Annotated in this window: 18 protein-coding genes and 1 riboswitch; of the genes, 3 read left to right on the forward strand and 15 right to left on the reverse strand. The window is 72.5% G+C overall.

The genetic code is table 11. The annotated features are described in order from the left end of the window. Nucleotides 1–84: 84 nt before the first annotated feature. From cobA to AB0M73_RS42860, 14 genes are all read right to left on the reverse strand, one after another. On the reverse strand, nucleotides 85–1299 hold the full coding sequence (gene cobA / locus AB0M73_RS42795; RefSeq protein ID WP_363904361.1) for a uroporphyrinogen-III C-methyltransferase: 1215 nt from the start codon (nucleotides 1297–1299) through the stop codon (nucleotides 85–87). Further along, complete coding sequence (locus AB0M73_RS42800) at nucleotides 1289–1879, reverse strand: precorrin-8X methylmutase (protein WP_363904364.1); 591 nt, start codon at nucleotides 1877–1879, stop codon at nucleotides 1289–1291. The genes cobA and AB0M73_RS42800 overlap by 11 nt, the downstream gene beginning before the upstream one ends. A gap of 5 nt (nucleotides 1880–1884) precedes the next feature. Then, a complete protein-coding gene (locus AB0M73_RS42805) occupies nucleotides 1885–2190 on the reverse strand; it encodes a hypothetical protein (RefSeq protein WP_363904367.1) in 306 nt (101 codons plus the stop codon). After that, nucleotides 2187–2348: a hypothetical protein gene (locus AB0M73_RS42810; protein ID WP_157494951.1), complete on the reverse strand. Its 162-nt coding sequence runs from the start codon at nucleotides 2346–2348 to the stop codon at nucleotides 2187–2189. The genes AB0M73_RS42805 and AB0M73_RS42810 overlap by 4 nt, the downstream gene beginning before the upstream one ends. Further along, nucleotides 2348–2971, reverse strand: a complete 624-nt coding sequence (locus AB0M73_RS42815; RefSeq protein WP_363904371.1) for a hypothetical protein — start codon at nucleotides 2969–2971, stop codon at nucleotides 2348–2350. The genes AB0M73_RS42810 and AB0M73_RS42815 overlap by 1 nt, the downstream gene beginning before the upstream one ends. A gap of 73 nt (nucleotides 2972–3044) precedes the next feature. Beyond that, the gene (locus AB0M73_RS42820; RefSeq protein ID WP_363904374.1) at nucleotides 3045–4067 is read right to left on the reverse strand and encodes a cobalamin biosynthesis protein; all 1023 of its coding nucleotides are present in this window, start codon (nucleotides 4065–4067) and stop codon (nucleotides 3045–3047) included. Further along, nucleotides 4064–5260 (reverse strand): precorrin-6y C5,15-methyltransferase (decarboxylating) subunit CbiE, encoded by a 1197-nt coding sequence (cbiE, locus tag AB0M73_RS42825; RefSeq protein ID WP_363904377.1) that lies wholly within the window; start codon nucleotides 5258–5260, stop codon nucleotides 4064–4066. Before cbiE ends, AB0M73_RS42820 begins: the two co-directional genes overlap by 4 nt. 4 nt (nucleotides 5261–5264) lie before the next feature. Then, complete coding sequence (locus AB0M73_RS42830; protein WP_363904380.1) at nucleotides 5265–6416, reverse strand: SAM-dependent methyltransferase; 1152 nt, start codon at nucleotides 6414–6416, stop codon at nucleotides 5265–5267. Further along, complete coding sequence (gene cobI / locus AB0M73_RS42835) at nucleotides 6413–7165, reverse strand: precorrin-2 C(20)-methyltransferase (protein WP_363904383.1); 753 nt, start codon at nucleotides 7163–7165, stop codon at nucleotides 6413–6415. Before cobI ends, AB0M73_RS42830 begins: the two co-directional genes overlap by 4 nt. Beyond that, a complete protein-coding gene (locus tag AB0M73_RS42840) occupies nucleotides 7162–8493 on the reverse strand; it encodes a cobyrinate a,c-diamide synthase (RefSeq protein WP_363904386.1) in 1332 nt (443 codons plus the stop codon). The genes cobI and AB0M73_RS42840 overlap by 4 nt, the downstream gene beginning before the upstream one ends. Continuing rightward, a complete protein-coding gene (gene cobO, locus AB0M73_RS42845) occupies nucleotides 8487–9101 on the reverse strand; it encodes a cob(I)yrinic acid a,c-diamide adenosyltransferase (RefSeq protein ID WP_363904388.1) in 615 nt (204 codons plus the stop codon). The genes AB0M73_RS42840 and cobO overlap by 7 nt, the downstream gene beginning before the upstream one ends. A gap of 1 nt (nucleotide 9102) precedes the next feature. Continuing rightward, the gene (locus AB0M73_RS42850) at nucleotides 9103–11067 is read right to left on the reverse strand and encodes a putative cobaltochelatase (protein ID WP_363904391.1); all 1965 of its coding nucleotides are present in this window, start codon (nucleotides 11065–11067) and stop codon (nucleotides 9103–9105) included. A gap of 51 nt (nucleotides 11068–11118) precedes the next feature. Beyond that, nucleotides 11119–11202: riboswitch (cobalamin riboswitch) on the reverse strand. 61 nt (nucleotides 11203–11263) lie between these two features. Next, nucleotides 11264–12226, reverse strand: a complete 963-nt coding sequence (locus AB0M73_RS42855) for an SGNH/GDSL hydrolase family protein (RefSeq protein ID WP_363904393.1) — start codon at nucleotides 12224–12226, stop codon at nucleotides 11264–11266. Nucleotides 12227–12287: 61 nt separating this feature from the next. After that, nucleotides 12288–12818 carry a TetR/AcrR family transcriptional regulator gene (locus tag AB0M73_RS42860; protein ID WP_363904396.1) on the reverse strand — a complete coding sequence of 177 codons (531 nt, stop codon included), beginning with the start codon at nucleotides 12816–12818 and terminating at the stop codon, nucleotides 12288–12290. A gap of 91 nt (nucleotides 12819–12909) precedes the next feature. On the opposite strand from AB0M73_RS42860, the gene AB0M73_RS42865 reads away from it, so the two are divergent. After that, on the forward strand, nucleotides 12910–13857 hold the full coding sequence (locus tag AB0M73_RS42865) for a zinc-binding dehydrogenase (protein ID WP_363904399.1): 948 nt from the start codon (nucleotides 12910–12912) through the stop codon (nucleotides 13855–13857). Nucleotides 13858–13864: 7 nt separating this feature from the next. Here the strand turns inward: AB0M73_RS42865 and AB0M73_RS42870 are convergent, their stop codons facing one another. After that, on the reverse strand, nucleotides 13865–14944 hold the full coding sequence (locus AB0M73_RS42870; protein WP_363904402.1) for an aldo/keto reductase: 1080 nt from the start codon (nucleotides 14942–14944) through the stop codon (nucleotides 13865–13867). Between the two features lie 125 nt (nucleotides 14945–15069). Between AB0M73_RS42870 and AB0M73_RS42875 the strand changes: the two genes are divergently transcribed. Both AB0M73_RS42875 and AB0M73_RS42880 read left to right on the forward strand, forming a co-directional pair. Beyond that, nucleotides 15070–15966: an AraC family transcriptional regulator gene (locus AB0M73_RS42875; protein WP_363904405.1), complete on the forward strand. Its 897-nt coding sequence runs from the start codon at nucleotides 15070–15072 to the stop codon at nucleotides 15964–15966. A 49-nt stretch (nucleotides 15967–16015) separates the two neighbouring features. After that, nucleotides 16016–17185, forward strand: coding sequence for an 8-amino-7-oxononanoate synthase (locus AB0M73_RS42880; protein ID WP_363904408.1), 1170 nt, complete (start codon nucleotides 16016–16018; stop codon nucleotides 17183–17185). Nucleotides 17186–17218: the final 33 nt, after the last annotated feature.

The following is a 17218-nucleotide window of genomic DNA, read 5'->3' on the forward strand; positions in this document are numbered from 1 at the left end:
TTTCGCAAATACCGACCCCCCAAAAATAAGAGCCCCCCTATTCTCAATTTCGGTGTGACGCTGGGCGGGACTCGCCGGCGTGGGTCAGGCCAAGTGGTTGCCGAGGGCGGCTACCGGGCCGAAGACGATGATCGCTGGGGGGCGGATCTCCTCGGCGGCCACCTGATCGGCCACGTCGGACAGGGTCGTGCGGAGGATGCGCTGGGACCGGGTGGTGCCCTCCTGGATGACCGCGACCGGGGTGTCGGCGGGGCGTCCTTCGAGCAGGGCGTCGGCGAAGGCGCGGATGCGTTCCACACCCATGAGCAGCACCAGGGTGCCGCGAAGCCGGGCCAGCGCGGGCCAGTCGACCAGGGACCGCGGGTCGTCCGGGGCGACATGGCCGGAGACGACCACCACCTCGTGGGCCACGCCGCGATGCGTCACCGGCACGCCGGCCACCGCCGGCACGCCGAAGGCGCTGGTCACGCCGGGCACGATGGTCACCGGCACGCCGGCCTCGGCGCAGGCCAGCAGCTCCTCGAAGCCCCGGCCGAACAGGTACGGGTCGCCGCCCTTGAGCCGGACCACGAACTTGCCGGCCTTGGCCTCCTCGATCAACGTCGAGTTGATCACTTCCTGGCTGGCCGCCCGCCCGTACGGGATCTTGGCCGCGTCCACCACGCGCACGTGCGGCGGCAGCTCGTCCAGCAGCTCCATGGGCCCGAGGCGGTCCACCACCACGACGTCGGCCAGCGACAGCAGCCGTCGCCCGCGCACGGTGATCAGCTCGGGGTCGCCGGGGCCGCCGCCGACCAGCGCGACACCGCCCTCGCGGGGCTTCTCGGGGTGGTCGACGACCGAGCCGGTGCGCAGGGCGGTGAGCACGCCGTCCCGCACGGCGGCGGAACGCCGGGGCTGACCGCCGGACAGCACGCCGACCAGCAGCCCGTCGTGCTCGCCGACGGCCGGCGTGACGGCGGTGCCCTGGGTGCCGGCGTCCGACCGCACGCAGAAGATCCGACGGCGCTCGGCCTCGGCCGCGACGGCCTCGTTCACCTCGGTCACCTGGGTGCAGGTGACGACGTACCAGGCGCCGTCCAGGTCGCCGTCGGCGTACGGCCGCTGGTGCCAGGTCAGTTCGCCGGCGTCGGCCATGCCCTGCACGGCCGGGGTGATGTGCGGCGCGATCACCTCGACCGCCGCGCCGGACGCCACCAGCCGGGGCAGCCGACGCTGCGCCACGGTCCCACCGCCGACCACGACGGCCCGGCGTCCGGTCAGGTCGAGTCCGACCAAATAGTGTTGCTCAACGGACATGGGCGTCAGCCTGCCATGCGTCCACCAGCGCGTTGACGACGGAACCGGCGATCGCCGCCCCGCCCCGCTCGGTGGCGGAGCTGGCCGCCGGCAGCCCGGAGCGCCGCAGCGCGGCCTTGGCGTCGACCGATCCGACGAAGCCGACCGGGATGCCGATCACCAGCGCCGGCCGGACAACGCCGAGCGCCGCCAGCCGCAGCACCTCGTGCAGCGCGGTCGGCGCATTGCCCACGGCCCACACCGCGCCGTCGGGAAAAGCCTTGGCCGCCAACCGGATTCCGGCCGCGGACCGGGTGGTGCCCTCGGCCTTGGCCAGCTCGGCCACGCCCGGCATGTCCAGCCCGATCACGGCCTCGCGCGGCGCGACGGCGGCGGCCAGCATGCGGACGTCCACCACCAGCGGCGCACCCCCGCCCAGCGCGTCTCGGCCGGCGGCCAGCGCCGCCTCGTCCAGCACGAGGTCGCCGAGCCAGGTCGGGTCGGCCGTGGTGAGCATCACCCGCTCCACCACGGCGCGGGTGAGCGGCGGCAGGTGCCCGGTGTCCACCCGGGACCGCAGGACGGAGAGCTGGTCGGTCACATGGCTCAGGATTTCATGACGATCCGGGCGGCCTGGGGCCGGTTGAAGCAGGAGGCGCTGACCAGGCCGTAGCCGTCACGGATGAACACGGTGCCGCTGTGCTCGATCGAGCCGTCCGCGCACAGCACGTCCATGGAGAAGCCACCGGTGCCGTGACACCAGCCGAGCGCGGACGTGGCGTCGAGGCGGGTGCCGCAGTCGTGCAGGCCGCTGTCACGCGGAACAGCCGGGCCGGCGTGAACCGAGACGGACTGGGCCGAGGCGACGCCGGCCGTGGCCAGCATCAGGGCGGCCACCAACAGCGTCCTCACTCCGCCTCCATCTCGACGAGCTGACGCTCCCCGGTCGGCTCGACCGCGGGCGGCGGCGCCAACCGGCGCTGCATCACGAACACCACGGCGGTCATCGCCGAACCGGCCACGAAGGACACCAGGCACAGCACAAAAACCTGGCTGAACAACCACAACATCACGCACTCCTGGTCTTGTCCACGACCACGCCCTTGCCGAACAGCCGCTCCAGCAGCGCGATGGTGTTGGCCTTGCGCGCGGCATCGGGCAGCACGCCGTCCAGCACGACCTGACCGTCCACGACCGACACCTTCACGTCCGAGCCGGGTTCCAGCGTCAGCACGGAAACCAGGGCCGCGGCGGCGGTGGTGGTCATGGCGAAGTCGGTGCCGGGACTGGTCGAGGTGTGGTCGACGAGGGCGCGGCCGTGCGCGTATTCCCCGATCACGTGCAGGAACTGCTTGCGCCACGCGTCCTGCTGCGTGGTCCCGGCGATGACGACCTGCTTGTCGTCGACGGAAATCGTGAGCGGCCCCAGCGCCGGATCCCGCGCGCTCACCGCCCGCACTCCCGGCAGCGCCTGCACGGCCTTCTTGGCGTCCGGGATGCGCTCGTAGGGCACGCCGACCAGCGTCACGTCCCGGCCGCTCACCACCACGTCGCCCGCGCCGCTCAGGGCCTTCGTCGACTCGGCGGAGATCTGACGCTCGATGTCGTTGCCCTGCACCGCGATGCCGACCACCGCCAACACAGCGGGTACGGCGACGGCGGCGGTCAGCCAGTACCGGGTCCAGGGACGCACACCCTCGATTGTGCTCGCCGACGGGCGCGTTCCAGCACAGGCTGGCGAGGAGTTCACCCGCCTGTGCGACCCACTACTGGGGCTTGATGCGCGCGGCCGCGACCGTCACGTTCTCGCTCTTGGCCTTCGGCACCACGAGCTCCACGGCCCGGCCCTCGGCCATCTCGCCCGCCGCGAACAGCGCGGCCGCCTCGGCGACGCTGGCCGTGCCGGTTTCCCGCTCCACCACCGGACTCGGATTGGGAACATCCACAGTGGACAGAGTCTCGGCCGGATAGGTCAACAGCGTCGGCGGGTCCTCGCCGACGCTGCCCTGGCCGTGCCAGAAGTTCCAGTCCTCCAGGGCCTGGAGCACGCCTTCCTCGCGGGCCTTGAGGTCGATGCTGGCAAACGCCCGCACCGCCCGCAGGTCCAGCCCGAAGTCCCACTCCAGCATGGACAGCACGGAGGTGACCTCGTCGCCGGACACGCCCTTGGACGCGCCCAGCCCGACCACCAGCGTGCGGGGCACGATGCGCAGCATCTCGCCGCCGTCGGGCACCGGCTGCCCCAGCCGGTCGTCGATCACGATCGTCCAGCGGGCGCCGTTGGTCTGGCCCACGTTGTCCGGCATCGGCGGCAGCTCGAAGCCCATCGGGTTGAGCAGCCGGATCGGCTCCCCGTCGAGCATCGCGGCCGCGCACTCGGCAAGGTCACCGTCCACAGTGGCGTCGAGCCGGTCGACGAGCTGCTCCAGCACGGTGTCGCCGGTGTTGTCGCTGCCGCTGGACTGCACCATGGTCAGGCCCAGCACCTCGGCGACGCGGTCGGCCAGGGCGTTGGCCCCGCCGGAGCTGCCGCCGGCCAGCACCACCACAAAGCCCTCGGTCACGCACACGACCGCCGGCGAGGACTCGTCCTGCACCAGCATCGGCGCGATGGTCCGCACCGCCGCGCCGGTCGGCATCAGCAGCACCGCCGCGCCCATCTTGGTCCACATCCGGTGCACCGCCTGGTGCACCGCGCCGTCCGCGACGACGGTGTCCCGGCCCAGCATCGCCGACAGCTCCACAGCCAGCTTGCGCTGCTCCGCGTCGATGGCGAACAACCCGATCACGACCGCACCCCCCACAACACCGTCACCGGGTTCACCGCCGACAACCGGCTCGACCCGTCGGGCAGATCGGCCAGCCGGGAGGCGGACATCTGCACGCCCTCGACCCGGTAACCGCTCTCCCGCAACGCATCCCGCGCCGGCGCGATCCGGTCGACCGCCGCCAGCGAAACCACCATGCGCGGCGCGCCGACGCTCGCCGCCGCCCGCACCACCTTCGTGCCTCCGCCCCCGACGAAAATCGCGTCGGGCTGCGGCAGACCGTGTACCGCGGCCAGGAACTCCGCCTCCACCACGCGCACTTCCACGCCGTGCGTCGTGACGTTGGCGATGATGCGCACGCACTGCACCGGATCGCGCTCCACGGCGACCACCGCCGCGCCGAACCGGGCGCATTCCACCGCGACGGAGCCGGATCCCGCGCCCACGTCCCAGATCAGCGTGCCCGGCGCGGGGGCCAGCTTGGCCAGCGCGATCGCCCGGACCTCGGCCTTGGTGACCATGCCGTCCCGGTGGGCGAAGTCGTCCTCCGGCAGCGCCCAGCCGGCGGTGCCGGGCAGCGGCTCGCCGCCGGCCAGCCAGCCGCGTGGGGGCACCGCGTCCGGATCGGCCAGACACAGCACGACATTGGGCTCACGCCAGGTCCGCCGGGCGGCCTCGGACGCGTCCACAGTGGACACGACCTCGTCGCCGCCGATGTCCTCCGCCACCACAAAAGTCCGCCGCCAGCCGGTCAGCCCGGCCGCCAGCTCCGCCGGCCCGGCGCCGGGCGCGGTCAGCACCGCGACGGCCGGCCGGGCCCGGCAGACGTTGAGCGCCGCGCGCAGCCCGCGGCCGTGCGCGCTGACCACCGTGACGTCGTCCCACGGCCGGCCGACCAGCGCCGCCAGCCGCTGCACGCTGGACGGGGCCGGCAGCACCTGCGGCCGGATTCCCTTGTCCCGCAACGCCCTGAGCACCCCGAACCAGCCGGGGTCGCCGGAGGCCAGCACCACCGCCGGTCCGTGCTCGGCGGTGTGCGCGGCCAGCGCCTCCAGCGCCTTGTCCAGCGCCCCCAGCTCGATGGTGGTGGCGCCGTTGCGGACGTGCAGCTCCAGGTGTCGACGACCGCCGACGACCAGGGTCGCCTTGTCCAGCAGGGCCTCGCCGCCGGGTGGCAGCGCGGCCCCGTCCACCCCGATCACGGTGATCGTCATCAGTTCACCCGCTCTTGCGTGTCCTCTTCGCCTGCGTGGTCCGTGCCCTGGCCGGCTTGGCCCCCGACTGCTGCTTCGTCACCGCGGCGGCGGGCTTGTCGGCCCGCGCCGTGGTCCGCGGCGCCTGCGCGATGGCGGCCGGAGAGACCGCCATCTTCTGCGGCTCCTCGGCCGGCATGTCCAGCGTGGTCTGGTCGACGTCCGGCTTGGCGGCGGGCCTCGACGACGGCGACTTGGTGCGGGCGTCGGCCTGCCAGCTGTGCACGGCCCGCCACGCTGCCTGCGAGGCCTCGCCGGAGGCCTGCGTCGGCACCTCGGTGCGGGCGGCGGCGATCCGGTTGGTGCGTCCGGCGCGGGCCGACCACGACGTGCGGCGCGCGGCGCGCTCCCCCGTCGCGTCGACGGCCTCCTCGACCGGTTCGGCGGTGGTCTCGGCACGGCGGTAGCGGGCCTTGGCGCCCGGGGCCATCGCCTTGCCGACCAGGAACAGCGTGTGCCGCCACAGCTTGCGCTGCTTGACGGCCGCCTCCAGCTCACCCAGCGTGGTGGTCAGCAACAGCTCGTCCGGCCAGGTCGTCTTGTACGCCACCACGACCGGGGTGTCCGCGGCGTAGCCGCCCTCGGTCAGCTCCTCGACCAGCTGCCCGGTGCGGGCCGCCGCGACGAAAACGCCCATCGTCGCGCCGTGCTCGGCGAACTGACGGATCTGGGTGGCGTCGGGCAGCGCCGTGGCGTCCACCCGGGTCAGGATCAGCGACTGGTCGGCGTCGGTCAGCTCGCGGCCGACCGCGGACACCGCCGCCGACACCTGCGACACGCCGGGCACGATCTCCGTCTCGACGCCGATCCGGCGGCAGGCGTCCACCTGGTCGCGGACCGCGCCCCACAGCACCGGGTCGCCGGTGATCATCCGGACCACCTGGAGCTTGTCCCGCGCGGCCCGGCGGAACAGCTCCACCAAGTCCTCGGTGGCCGACCGGGACAGGTCGATCAGCTCGGCGTCCTCGCGGACGTGCTCGCGAATGCACTCGGCGTCCACCAGGCTCGGGGCCCAGACGACCACGTCCGCGGCGGCCAGCCGGCGCGCGCCGCGCAGCGTGATCAGGTCGGCGGCGCCCGGACCCGCGCCGACGAAGGACACCAACCCCGACTTCACAGTTGCTCTCCTCTCCCGCCACGGGGCGGAAGTATCACGACAGTGGACAAGTACGGCGCAGCAACCGATCCCGAAGAATCCGACACTGTCACTTCAGACAGCGGGAGCACCCGTGCCCTCTGTGTGCCGAGATGCTCGGCGTACACCGAGCGGTCCAGCGCCCCGGCGGCCTCGATCTCGGCCCGCAGCTCGTCGAGTCGTCGGCCGCCCTTGTAGGCGACGACGGTACCGCCACCCCGCAAGGCCGCCCGCAGCCCGGTCACCTCACGGGTCACCGGCACCAGGGTCAGCGACTCAGTGCCCTCCACCAGATGGAGTCCGGCCGCGCTGGCCGCCGCCTGCATCGCCGTGATTCCGGGACTGAGCACCACTTCCACCGCGGGCAGCAACCGCCGAACGGTGGCCGCGAGATAGGTGAAAGTGGAGTAGATCATCGGGTCGCCGATGGTCGCGAACACCGCGGTGCCGCCGTGCTCACGAAGGTGTTCGGCCACCTGTGCGCCCGCGGCGTCCCACAGTTCGTTACGACGTTGTTGTGAACCGCGCACGTCGTCGTTCAATGCGAACGTGAGCCGTTCGACCGGGGCGTCGACCGGCAGATGCGCGCGGACCACGGCCTCGGAACGGCCTTCCTCGTCCGCCGACATCACCGGCACGAACACCCGGCCCGCGGCCTTGAGCTCCCGGAGCCCGGCCAGCGTGAGCAGCTCCGGGTCACCCGGTCCGACCCCGAGTCCGACCAGTCTCACTGTGCGCACCTTTCGACGAACCGCCGGATGGCGAGCGGGGCGCCGGCCGGATGTGTGTGCAGGTAGGAAGCGTGCACGCCGCCGTGCACGAAGCCCTCGGGCTCCGCCCCGCGCCAGCGCCAGGCCGGCTGGGCGCCGTGCCGGGGCGTGACGGCGGTGCGGTGGAACTCGTGCCCCGTCACCCGGTCCCCGATCGAGTGCAATATTGACTCGACCGGGGCTAGAGCGTCGCGGTAGCCGAGGGTCAGTCGGGAAGTCATGGTGGCCGTGGCGTCGAGCACGCCGCACATCGGCAGGCCGTCCAGCTCCCGGGCCAGGTAGAGCAGGCCGCCGCATTCGGCATGCACGGGAGCCCCTCGGAGGGCCAACTCCGCGACGTCCTGCCGGAGCGACTCGTTGGCCGACAACTCGGCGGCATGCTGCTCGGGGAAGCCGCCGGGCAGCACAAGTCCGGCCGTGTTGTCGGGGAGTTGCTTGTCCCGCAACGGATCCAGGGTCACCACCTCGGCGCCGGCGGCCTTGAGCAGCTCCACATGTTCGGCGTAACCGAACGTGAAGGCCGATCCCCCGGCCACCGCCACCACCGGCCGGCCGGCGGCCGGTTCCAGGTCCGGCCGCCACGGTTCGGCGGCCAGTTCCGGCGCGGTGGCGGCAAGGGCCTTGACCGCCAACAGGTCCACCCCTGCCGTGACGGCGTCGGCCATCGCCTCGACCGCTTGCACGGCAACGGATCCGTGCTCCGCCGCCGTGACGAGCCCGAGGTGCCGGGAGGGCACCTCCAGGCCGGTGCCGCGGCGGACCACGCCCAGCACGTCCAGGCCGATCTCGTCGCAGGCGTCCCGGAGCACTTCTTCGTGCCGCTCGGAGCCGACCTGGTTCAGGATCACCCCGGCCAGCCGGATCTTGGCGTCATAGCTGCGAAATCCGTGCAACAGGGCGGCAAGGCTCCGACCCTGGCCCCGGCCGTCGACCACGAGCACGACCGGGGCTTCCAACAACGTTGCGACATGAGCGGTGGAACCGAAGCCGTCGGTGCCGACACGGCCGTCGAACAGGCCCATCACGCCCTCGATCACAGCGATGTCCGTGTCGTGGGCGCCGTGCCGGAACAGCGGCGCGATCCGTTCCTCGCCGACCAGCACCGGATCGAGGTTGCGCCCCGGACGGCCGGCGGCCAGCGCGTGATAGCCCGGGTCGATGTAGTCGGGGCCGACCTTGAACGGCGCGACCCGGTCGCCCCTTTTGCGCAGCGCGGTCATCAGCCCGGTGGCGACGGTGGTCTTGCCGCTGCCCGAGGCGGGGGCCGCGATCACCAGCCGGGCTACCACTCGATCCCCCGCTGGCCCTTCTGTCCGGCGTCCATCGGGTGCTTGACCTTGGTCATCTCCACCACGAGGTCGGCCGCGTCGACCAGGGCCTTCGGCGCGTCCCGGCCGGTGATCACGACGTGCTGGAAGCCGGGGCGGTCGCGCAGCGTGGCCACCACCTCGTCGACGTCCACCCAGCCCCACTTCATCGGGTACGTGAACTCGTCCAGCACGTACAGGCCGTGCTCCTCGGCGGCGAGCCGGCGCTGGATCTCGCGCCAGCCCTCCAGCGCGGCGGCGGCGTGGTCGGAGTCCGAACCCGGCTTGCGGGTCCACGACCAGCCCTCGCCCATCTTGTGCCACTGCACGGGCCCGCCCTGGCCGGTGCGCTCGTGCACCTCGCCCAGCGCCTTGAACGCGGCCTCCTCGCCGACCTTCCACTTCGCCGACTTCACGAACTGGAACACGCCGATCGACCAGCCCTGGTTCCAGCCGCGCAGCGCCAACCCGAAGGCGGCGGTGGACTTGCCCTTCATCACGCCCGTGTGCACCACCAGCAGCGGCCGGTTGCGGCGCTGCCGGGTGGTCAGGCCGTCCTCGGGGACGGTCTCCGGCTTTCCCTGTGGCATGTCAGGCCGCCCTCGTCGCTCGCACCACGCCGGCTACCCGCTCGGCCGACAACTGCTCCAGCCGCAGGCACACGCCGCCCAGCGCCACGGCCAGTTTGTCGGCCAGGCCCAGGCGCACGGGCCCGTGCTCGCAGTCCACGACCACCGCCGCGACGCCGGCGTTGGCCAGCAACGCCGCCGCCTTGAGCGAGTCCTGCACGGGGTCGTGGCCGGGGCGCGCGGAGGTCGCACGGCCGTCGGTGACGACCACCAGCAGGGGGCGTCGCCGCGGATCCCGCAGCTTCTCGACCGTCAACACCTTGTGCGCCTTGAGCAAGCCGTCGGCCAGTGGCGTCCGGCCGCCGGTGCGCAGCTTGCGCAGCCGCGCCACGGCCGCGTCCACGGAGGAGGTAGGCGGCAGCGCCACCTGGGCCTCGGTGCCGCGGAACGTCACGACGCCGACCTTGTCGCGGCGCTGGTAGGCGTCGCGGAGCAGGGACAGCACGGCGCCGCTCACGGCCGACATGCGCTGGCGCGCGGCCATCGAGCCGGAGGCGTCAACGGCGAACAGGACCAGGTTGCCCTCTTTGCCTTCACGGACGGCGAGGCGCAGGTCCTCGCCCTTGAGCCGGAGGCCCGCGCCGTCACGGCCGCGCGCCTTCTGGTGCGGGGCCGCCGCCGTGACCGTGCCGACGAGGTGCAGGCCGTGTCCGTCCACAATGGACGACCGAATCGTGCGACCACCGGCCGCACGGGCCCTGGATCGCCGGCCCGGAGCGCCTTCGCCGACGCCGGGGACCTGCAACAGCCGCGCCTTGAACGCCGACGAGGGGGCGGCCGGGGCCTGCTCCTTCGGGGCCTTGCCCTCGCCCGGCTGCGGTTGCTGTTGCGGGGCTTGGGAATCTGGCCCGCGGGAATCTGGTGGAGCCTCGCCGCCGTCCGGGTCGTCGTCGGGGTCGTTGTCGGGCTCTTCGAGCTCGGCGGCGGCCTGCTGCATGGCGTCCTGGAGCTGCTGCTCGTCCACGCCGGGCTCGTCGAACGGGTCGCGACGGCGGCGGTGCGGCAGCGCGAGCCGAACCGCGGCCTCCACGTCCTCCTCCGTCACGGTGTTCGCGCCGCGCCACACGCAGTGCGCGATGGAGGTGCGTGCGACGACCAGGTCGGCGCGCATGCCGTCCACCTCGAACGCCGCGCACACGGCGGCGATGCGGCGCAGCTCCGTATCCGGCAGCACCACGTTCGGCAGCTCCTCGCGCGCCTTCACGATGCGCACCGCCAACTCGGCGTCGGCCTCGGCCCAGTCGGCGGCGAAGCCGGCTGGGTCGGCCTCGTAGGCGAGACGGCGGCGCACGACCTCCGTGCGCGTCGACACGTCGCGTGAGGCCAGTACCTGCACCGTGAGACCGAAGCGGTCGAGCAGCTGCGGCCGCAGCTCGCCTTCCTCGGGGTTCATCGTGCCCACGAGCAGGAACGACGCCGCGTGCGACACGGAGACGCCCTCGCGCTCCACGTGCGCCCGCCCCATCGCCGCCGCGTCCAGCAGCAGGTCCACGAGGTGGTCGTGCAGGAGGTTGACCTCATCCACGTACAAGACGCCGCGATGCGCCGCCGCGAGCAGGCCCGGCTGGTACGCGCGGACCCCCTCGGTCAACGCGCGCTCCAGGTCCAGCGAGCCGACGAGGCGGTCCTCCGTCGCGCCGACCGGCAGCTCCACCAGCCGTGACGGCCGACGGTCGTTGCCCACGGCGTGCGGGCCGTCCGGACAGTCGGGGTCGGGATTGGCCGGGTCGCACGCGAACCGGCAGTCCGGCACCACGTCCAACTCCGGCAGCAGCGCGGCCAGCGCGCGCACGATCGTCGACTTCGCGGTGCCCTTCTCGCCGCGCACCAGCACACCGCCGATGGCCGGGTGCACGGCGTTGAGCAACAGGGACAGCCGTAGGTCGTCGTGCCCCACTACTGCGGAGAACGGGAAGCGAGGTGCCATGCCAGGTCCTTCCTCGGGTGTCCACGCCCGGGTCCGGTCGGGCGAGGGGCCGAGTTCCTGACTCCCGGGCCGCAGTCGATGAACCGCGGCCAGGTCACAGTGGCGGGACCGTCCCGGGCTCGCACCGGGTTCCTCGCGCACACCTCGCTGTCGGCGGGCAGTCTAGTTGGACGGCCGCCGACAGCGGGGAGTCGAATCAGCCCTTGAGCAGGGCCTGGGCCAGCTGCGTGAGGGTGCTCACACTCGCGACGGACCCGTGCGGCGCCGCGGACGTCACACTGCGGCTCACGCCGAGGGCCCTGGCGATGACCGCCGCCTCGCCGACCATGCCCGCCTTGCGCGGGTGGTACGGGAACGCGGCGAACAGGTTGAAGTTCTTGCCCTGGATCCAGGCGTTGCTGCCGGCGCAGGCGTCGTGCCCGAGCGACGGCGTGTAGGTGTCGACGTAGGTCGCGTCGGCGGCGCTCGCCGCGTTGGACACGGCGGTGTTGAGGGCACGCTCGATGCTGTCCAGGTACGGGTAGTCGCCGTCGGCGAACGGCAGCACGTCCGGGCACGTGCCGGTGGGCGGCGCGATGCGCGGGTAGCCGATGACCAGCACCTTCGCGTGCGGCGACCGCTGGTGGATGCCCTGCAGCACGGCCGTCACCTTGTCCTGTGTGGCGGCGATGCTGGTCAGCAGCGTGTCCTGCCCGTTCACGGTGAAGTGCGCCTTGCACGGCGCGCCGTGCGGGTCCGAGTCGCGCAGGTCGGGGCAGGTGCCGACGACGTTGCCGAACACGCCGTCGTCATTGCCGCCGATGCCCAGCGTGACCAGGTCCGTGTCCGCGCGCAGGGCGTTGAACTGCGGGGCATTGCTGCCCAGCGGCACGCTCTGCGAGGTGGTCATGTCGGTGGTGTCCGCGCCGCCGCAGCTGGCGTCCCGGTAGCTGTCCACGCGAAGGGTCGCGGCCAGCAGCGCCGGGTAGTTGTTGGTGGAGCGCGCGCACCCGAGCGGGTCCAGGCGCATGAACGGGATGAACGGGCCCGAGGTGTAGGAGTCGCCGAGGGCGACATAGCGGGAGTAGGCGGGCGTGGCCGCGGTGGCGGCCCCGGCTCCCACGGTGACGAGTGACGTGACGACAACAACCGCAGCCGTGAGCACGCGGCGCAGGGTCATGGCTCCTCCACGCTGAGCAGCGAATCGACCGCTCAGTGTGGTCGGATCGGCCTAGCGCGGGTCAATCACCCAACACGCTCGATGTCAGGGCCAGCACGTTCACCCTGAGTGTGTCCTCCTGTCCCGGCTCCACCATCTCGCTGCGCATGCTGCCGATGATCACCTTGGCCAGGAACTCACCGTCGGCCTCGGGCCGGACCTCGGCGATCAGCTCGGCCAGCTGGACCCCCCAGCGCGGCAGCGAGGCGCCGCCGCCGGTGCACTCGGTCCGCTCCATCGCCGCCATCAGCGGCCGCAGCCGCAACACGATCAGCTCGAACATCTCGTCGACCAGGCGGATCGCCCGCTCCCGGGCCGGCACGGTCACGTCCGCGGCCCGCTCGTTGGCCGCGATCCACCACTGCGCGGTCCGCTCGTCGACCACCGCCCGAACCAGGCCGTCACGGTCGCCGAAGCGGCGGAACAGGGTGCCCTTGCCGACGCCGGCGGCCGATGCGATGGCGTCCATGGAGACCCCGGGGCCGTGGTGGCACAGCAGGTCGCCGGCCACCTGAATGATCGCCCGGTGGTTGCGCACGGCGTCGACTCGCATGGATCCCATCTTGCCCCTTGACACGACCGGACCGGCGGTCCGTATAGTCGACGTCACAAGCGGACCGCCGGTCCGCAGGTCAGGGGGAATCATGAAGGCAGTGCGTCACCACCGCTATGGCGGCCCGGAGGTCCTCGTGCTGGAGGACGTGCCGGATCCCACGCCGGGCCCCGGCGAGCTGCTCGTTCGGGTGGCGGCGGCCGGGGTCAACTACGCCGACACCATGCTGCGGGCCCACGAGCCCGACGAGCGCTTCCGCCCACCGGCCGTTTTTCCCGTCACCCCCGGCATCGAGGTCGCCGGCATCGTGCTGTCGGCCGGTCCCGACACCGACGCCACCCTGGTCGGCCGGCGGGTGGTCAGCTTCATCCAGTTCGGCGGCTATGCCGAGCTGGCCGTGGTCCCCGCGGCCGCGGCCATCCCCATTCCCGACGACCTGGACGACCATCAGGCCCTGGCCCTGTTCGCCCAGGGGGCCACCGCCGTCGGCGTGATCGACGTCGCCCGCCTCACCGCCGCAGACACGGTGCTGGTGGAGGCGGCCGCCGGTGGCGTCGGTTCGCTGTTGGTCCAGCTGGCCAAACGCACCGGCGCCACCGTCATCGCCGCCGCCTCCAGCGCCAGCAAGCTCGATCTCGCCCGCAGCCTGGGCGCGGACCGGGTGGTGGACTACAGCCGCGATGGCTGGACCGAGGGGGTCGGCCCAGTCACCGTGGTGTTGGAGGCCGTGGGCGGTAAGACCGCCGCCGAGGCCTACCGCCTGCTTTCCCCGTTCGGCCGCATGGTGCTCTACGGCTACGCCTCCGGCGAGCCCGCCGCCATCACCACCACCGACGTCTTCACCGGCGGCGCCGAGCTCATCCCGCTCAGCCTCACCTACGACGCCGGTCTGCTGCCCGCCTACACGCTGCGGGCGTTCGAGCTGGCCGCCGAGCTCAAGCCCGTCATCGGCGAGGTCTTACCCCTGGCCGAGGCGGCCAAGGCCCACCGTGCGCTGGAGGAGAGGAGCTCGGTCGGCAAGCTGGTCCTGGTGCCGTGACGTCGACTCAGCGCTGGTCGGCCGCCGCGCCCACCGCCGGGTGCGCCGGGTAGGTCACACCGTCCACGGTCATGCCGCCGAACTCGAGCGCCGGCGCGTGCCGGTTGGCACTGGCCGGGAAGGCCAGCTTCGGCTCGGACAGCTTGTCCAGGCGGGCGCGCTGACCCGGGCTGAGCGTGATGTCCAGCGCGGTGATGTTGGACCGGAACTGCTCCATGGTGCGGGCGCCGATGATCGTCGAGGTGACACCGGGCCGGTCCTGCACCCAGGACAGCGCCACCGCGGCCGAGCTGGCGCCGATCTCCTTGGCGATCTCGTTGACGGCGTCGATGACCTCGTACTCGGCGGTGGTCGGCGGCTGGAAGAAGCCGTTGTTGCCGCGGGCCGCGGTCGTCGGTTGGCCGCTGGAGTACTTGCCGGAGAGGAAGCCGTTCTTCAGCGGGCTCCACGGCATGACGCCGATGCCCAGCTCCCTGGCCGCCGGGATCATCTCGCCCTCCGAGGTCCGCTCCAGCAGCGAGTACTCCAGCTGCATGGCGGTGACCGACACCCACGAGCGGAACTTGGCGGTGACCACGGCCTCGGCCACCTTCCACGCCGGCACGTCGGACAGGCCGACGTAGCGGATCTTGCCCGCGGTGACCAGGTCGTCCAGGGTGCGCATGGTCTCCTCGATCGGCATGTGGCCGTCGTAGTTGTGCACCCAGTACATGTCCACGTAGTCGGTCCGGAGCCGGCGCAGCGAGTTCTCCAGCTGCTGGATGATCGCCTTGCGGCCGATGCCACCGCCGTTGGGGTCGCCGGGACGGAGGTTGCAGAAGAACTTGGTGCCCAGCACCACGCCGTCGCGCACGCCGGGGTGGGCGGCGAAGTAGTCGCCGATGATGCGCTCGGAGTGGCCTGCGGTGTAGATGTTGGCCGTGTCGATCGAGTTGCCGCCCCGGTCGAGGTAGGCGGCGAGGATGTCGGCCGACACCTCGGGGCTGCTGCCCCAGCCGAAGTCCTCGCCGAAGGTCATGGTGCCCAAGGTGAAGGGGCTGACCCGCAGGCCGGACTGTCCGAGGGTGACGTACGAGTCCAGCGACATGACACACGCTCCTGTTGTCTGATCCGATCACTTGCTTCTTCTAGTTGACCAGCGGATCCGCATCTCTCCTAGAACGATCAGCGCCGTCGGTTGCACGATCTGCGCAAGTTTGGTGCGATGGGGGCGTGCTGACGACGATGCGGGAACTGGCCGGGCGGATCGCCCGGCTGCATGCGAGCCCCACTCACCCGGTGTGGCTCGACGGCCTGCGGGTGAACGTCAGCACCACGACCTCCGCCGGGATGGGCGGTCTCACCCGGCCCGTGCTGGCGCTGGTCGCCCAGGGCGCGAAGCAGACCACCCTGGCCGATCGGGTCTACGACTACCGGGCCGGGCAGTACCTGATCGCGTCACTGGAGCTGCCGGTGACCGGACGGGTCACCCAGGCCAGCGCCGCCGAGCCCTTCATCGGGCTGGGGCTGCCCCTACGCAAGGAGGTGATCACCGAGCTGTTGCTGGAGACCGGCGGCGGCAGTCGCGCCGATGACGACGCCGGCAGCGGCATCGTCACCGCCGACGCCGACGAGGAGCTCCTGGACGCCGTCGTCCGCCTGCTGCGGCTGTTCGACCGCCCCGCCGACTTCACCGTGCTCGGGCCCGGCGTCGAACGCGAGATCCACTGGCGCCTCATGAACGGCCCCCGTGGCGCCGCCGTCCGCCGCATCGGCATGGAGGACAGCCGCGTGTCGCTGGTCGGACGGGCCACCCAGTGGATCTCCCGCCACTTCGACCGCACCATCCGCATCGCCGACCTGGCCGACGAGATCGGAGTCAGCGTCGCCACCCTCAACCGCCACTTCCGCGCCGTCACGGCCATGAGCCCGCTCCAGTACCAGAAGCAGCTCCGCCTCCAGCAGGCCCGCCTGCGCCTGATGGCCGCCCCCGACGACGTCGCCGCCGTCGGTTACGCCGTCGGCTACGACAGCCCCTCCCAGTTCAGCCGCGAGTACCGGCGCCTGTTCGGCGAGCCCCCCGGCCGCGACATGCACCGCATCCAGGAATACACCGAGGTCGGCGCCTGACCGACCCGTCCTGGCAGCGGGCCAGGCGCCTGATGCGAGACTGGCGGGCGTGACCGCTGGTAACCCGCTTCCCGCGCCCGACGAGGTGTTCGACTGGATCGACGTCCGGGCGCAGGCCCGGCAGGAGGCGGGGCTGGCCCGCCAGCTGCGGCCGCGGGCGGCCGGGTCGGACGCGCTGGATCTGGCCAGCAACGACTACCTGGGCCTGGCCCGGGACAAGCGGGTGGCCGGCGCGGCCGCGGCGGCGGCGCTGAAGTGGGGGGCCGGGTCGACGGGGTCGCGTCTGGTGACGGGCTCGACCGAGCTGCACACCGAGCTGGAGCTGGAGCTCGCGTCGTTCTGCGGCATGCAGGCGGCGCTGGTGTTCTCCTCGGGCTTCATGGCCAACCTGGCCGCGGTGTCGGCGCTGACCGGGCCGGGCACGGCGATCGTGGCCGACAAGCTGATCCACGCCTCGCTGATCGACGGGACGCGGCTGTCCAAGGCCGACGTGGCGGTCATGGGCCACTGCGACGTGGCCGGCGTGACCAACGCGCTGGCCAAGCGCAAGCACGAGCGGGCGCTGGTGGTCACCGACTCCGTCTTCTCCGTGGACGGGGACCTCGCGCCGCTGGCGCCGCTGGCCCATGCGTGTGGCAAGCACGGGGCGGCGCTGCTGGTGGACGACGCCCACGGCTTCGGCGTGATCGGGGAGGCCGGCAAGGGCGCGGTGCACGACGCCGGCCTGGCCGGTTCGCCGAACGTGGTGATGACGCTGACCCTGTCCAAGTCCCTCGGCGCCCAGGGCGGGGCCATCCTCGGCCCGCGCCGGGTGATCAAGCACATGGTCGACCACGCCCGCAGCTTCATCTTCGACACCGGCCTCGCCCCCGGCAGCGTCGCCGCGGCCCTGACCGCCCTGCGCGTCCTCAAGGAGGAGCCGCAGCTGGCCGGCCAGGCCCGCCAGAACGCCCTCGAACTCACCGAGCGCCTCACCGCCGCCGGCCTCCAGGTCAGCACCCCGACCGCCGCCGTCGTCTCCGTGCGGGCCCCGTCCCCCGAGGCCGCCGTGGCCTGGGCCAACGACTGCCGGACCGCCGGCGTCGTGGTCGGCTGCTTCCGCCCGCCGTCGACCCCCGACCAGATCTCCCGCCTGCGCCTGACCGCCCGAGCCGACCTGTCCCCTGCCGACGTCGACCGCGCGGTCGACGTCATCACCCGCACCGCACCCGCGCAGTAGCCCCCAGGCCGAACGCGGGCGCGGTGATGGCGC

Origin of the sequence: Kutzneria sp. NPDC051319, from assembly GCF_040682195.1 — a bacterium.
In the GTDB taxonomy this organism is placed as follows: Bacteria; Actinomycetota; Actinomycetes; order Mycobacteriales; family Pseudonocardiaceae; genus Kutzneria.

What these genes read in the sequence shown, in the direction of transcription:
- cobO (WP_363904388.1), bottom strand. Translation starts at nt 9,101, where the DNA reads ATGCCACAGGGAAAGCCGGAGACCGTCCCCGAGGACGGCCTGACCACC.
- AB0M73_RS42855 (WP_363904393.1), bottom strand. Translation starts at nt 12,226, where the DNA reads ATGACCCTGCGCCGCGTGCTCACGGCTGCGGTTGTTGTCGTCACGTCA.
- AB0M73_RS42860 (WP_363904396.1), bottom strand. Translation starts at nt 12,818, where the DNA reads ATGCGAGTCGACGCCGTGCGCAACCACCGGGCGATCATTCAGGTGGCC.
- AB0M73_RS42865 (WP_363904399.1), top strand. Translation starts at nt 12,910, where the DNA reads ATGAAGGCAGTGCGTCACCACCGCTATGGCGGCCCGGAGGTCCTCGTG.
- AB0M73_RS42870 (WP_363904402.1), bottom strand. Translation starts at nt 14,944, where the DNA reads ATGTCGCTGGACTCGTACGTCACCCTCGGACAGTCCGGCCTGCGGGTC.
- AB0M73_RS42810 (WP_157494951.1), bottom strand. Translation starts at nt 2,348, where the DNA reads ATGTTGTGGTTGTTCAGCCAGGTTTTTGTGCTGTGCCTGGTGTCCTTC.
- cbiE (WP_363904377.1), bottom strand. Translation starts at nt 5,260, where the DNA reads ATGACGATCACCGTGATCGGGGTGGACGGGGCCGCGCTGCCACCCGGC.
- AB0M73_RS42850 (WP_363904391.1), bottom strand. Translation starts at nt 11,067, where the DNA reads ATGGCACCTCGCTTCCCGTTCTCCGCAGTAGTGGGGCACGACGACCTA.
- cobA (WP_363904361.1), bottom strand. Translation starts at nt 1,299, where the DNA reads ATGTCCGTTGAGCAACACTATTTGGTCGGACTCGACCTGACCGGACGC.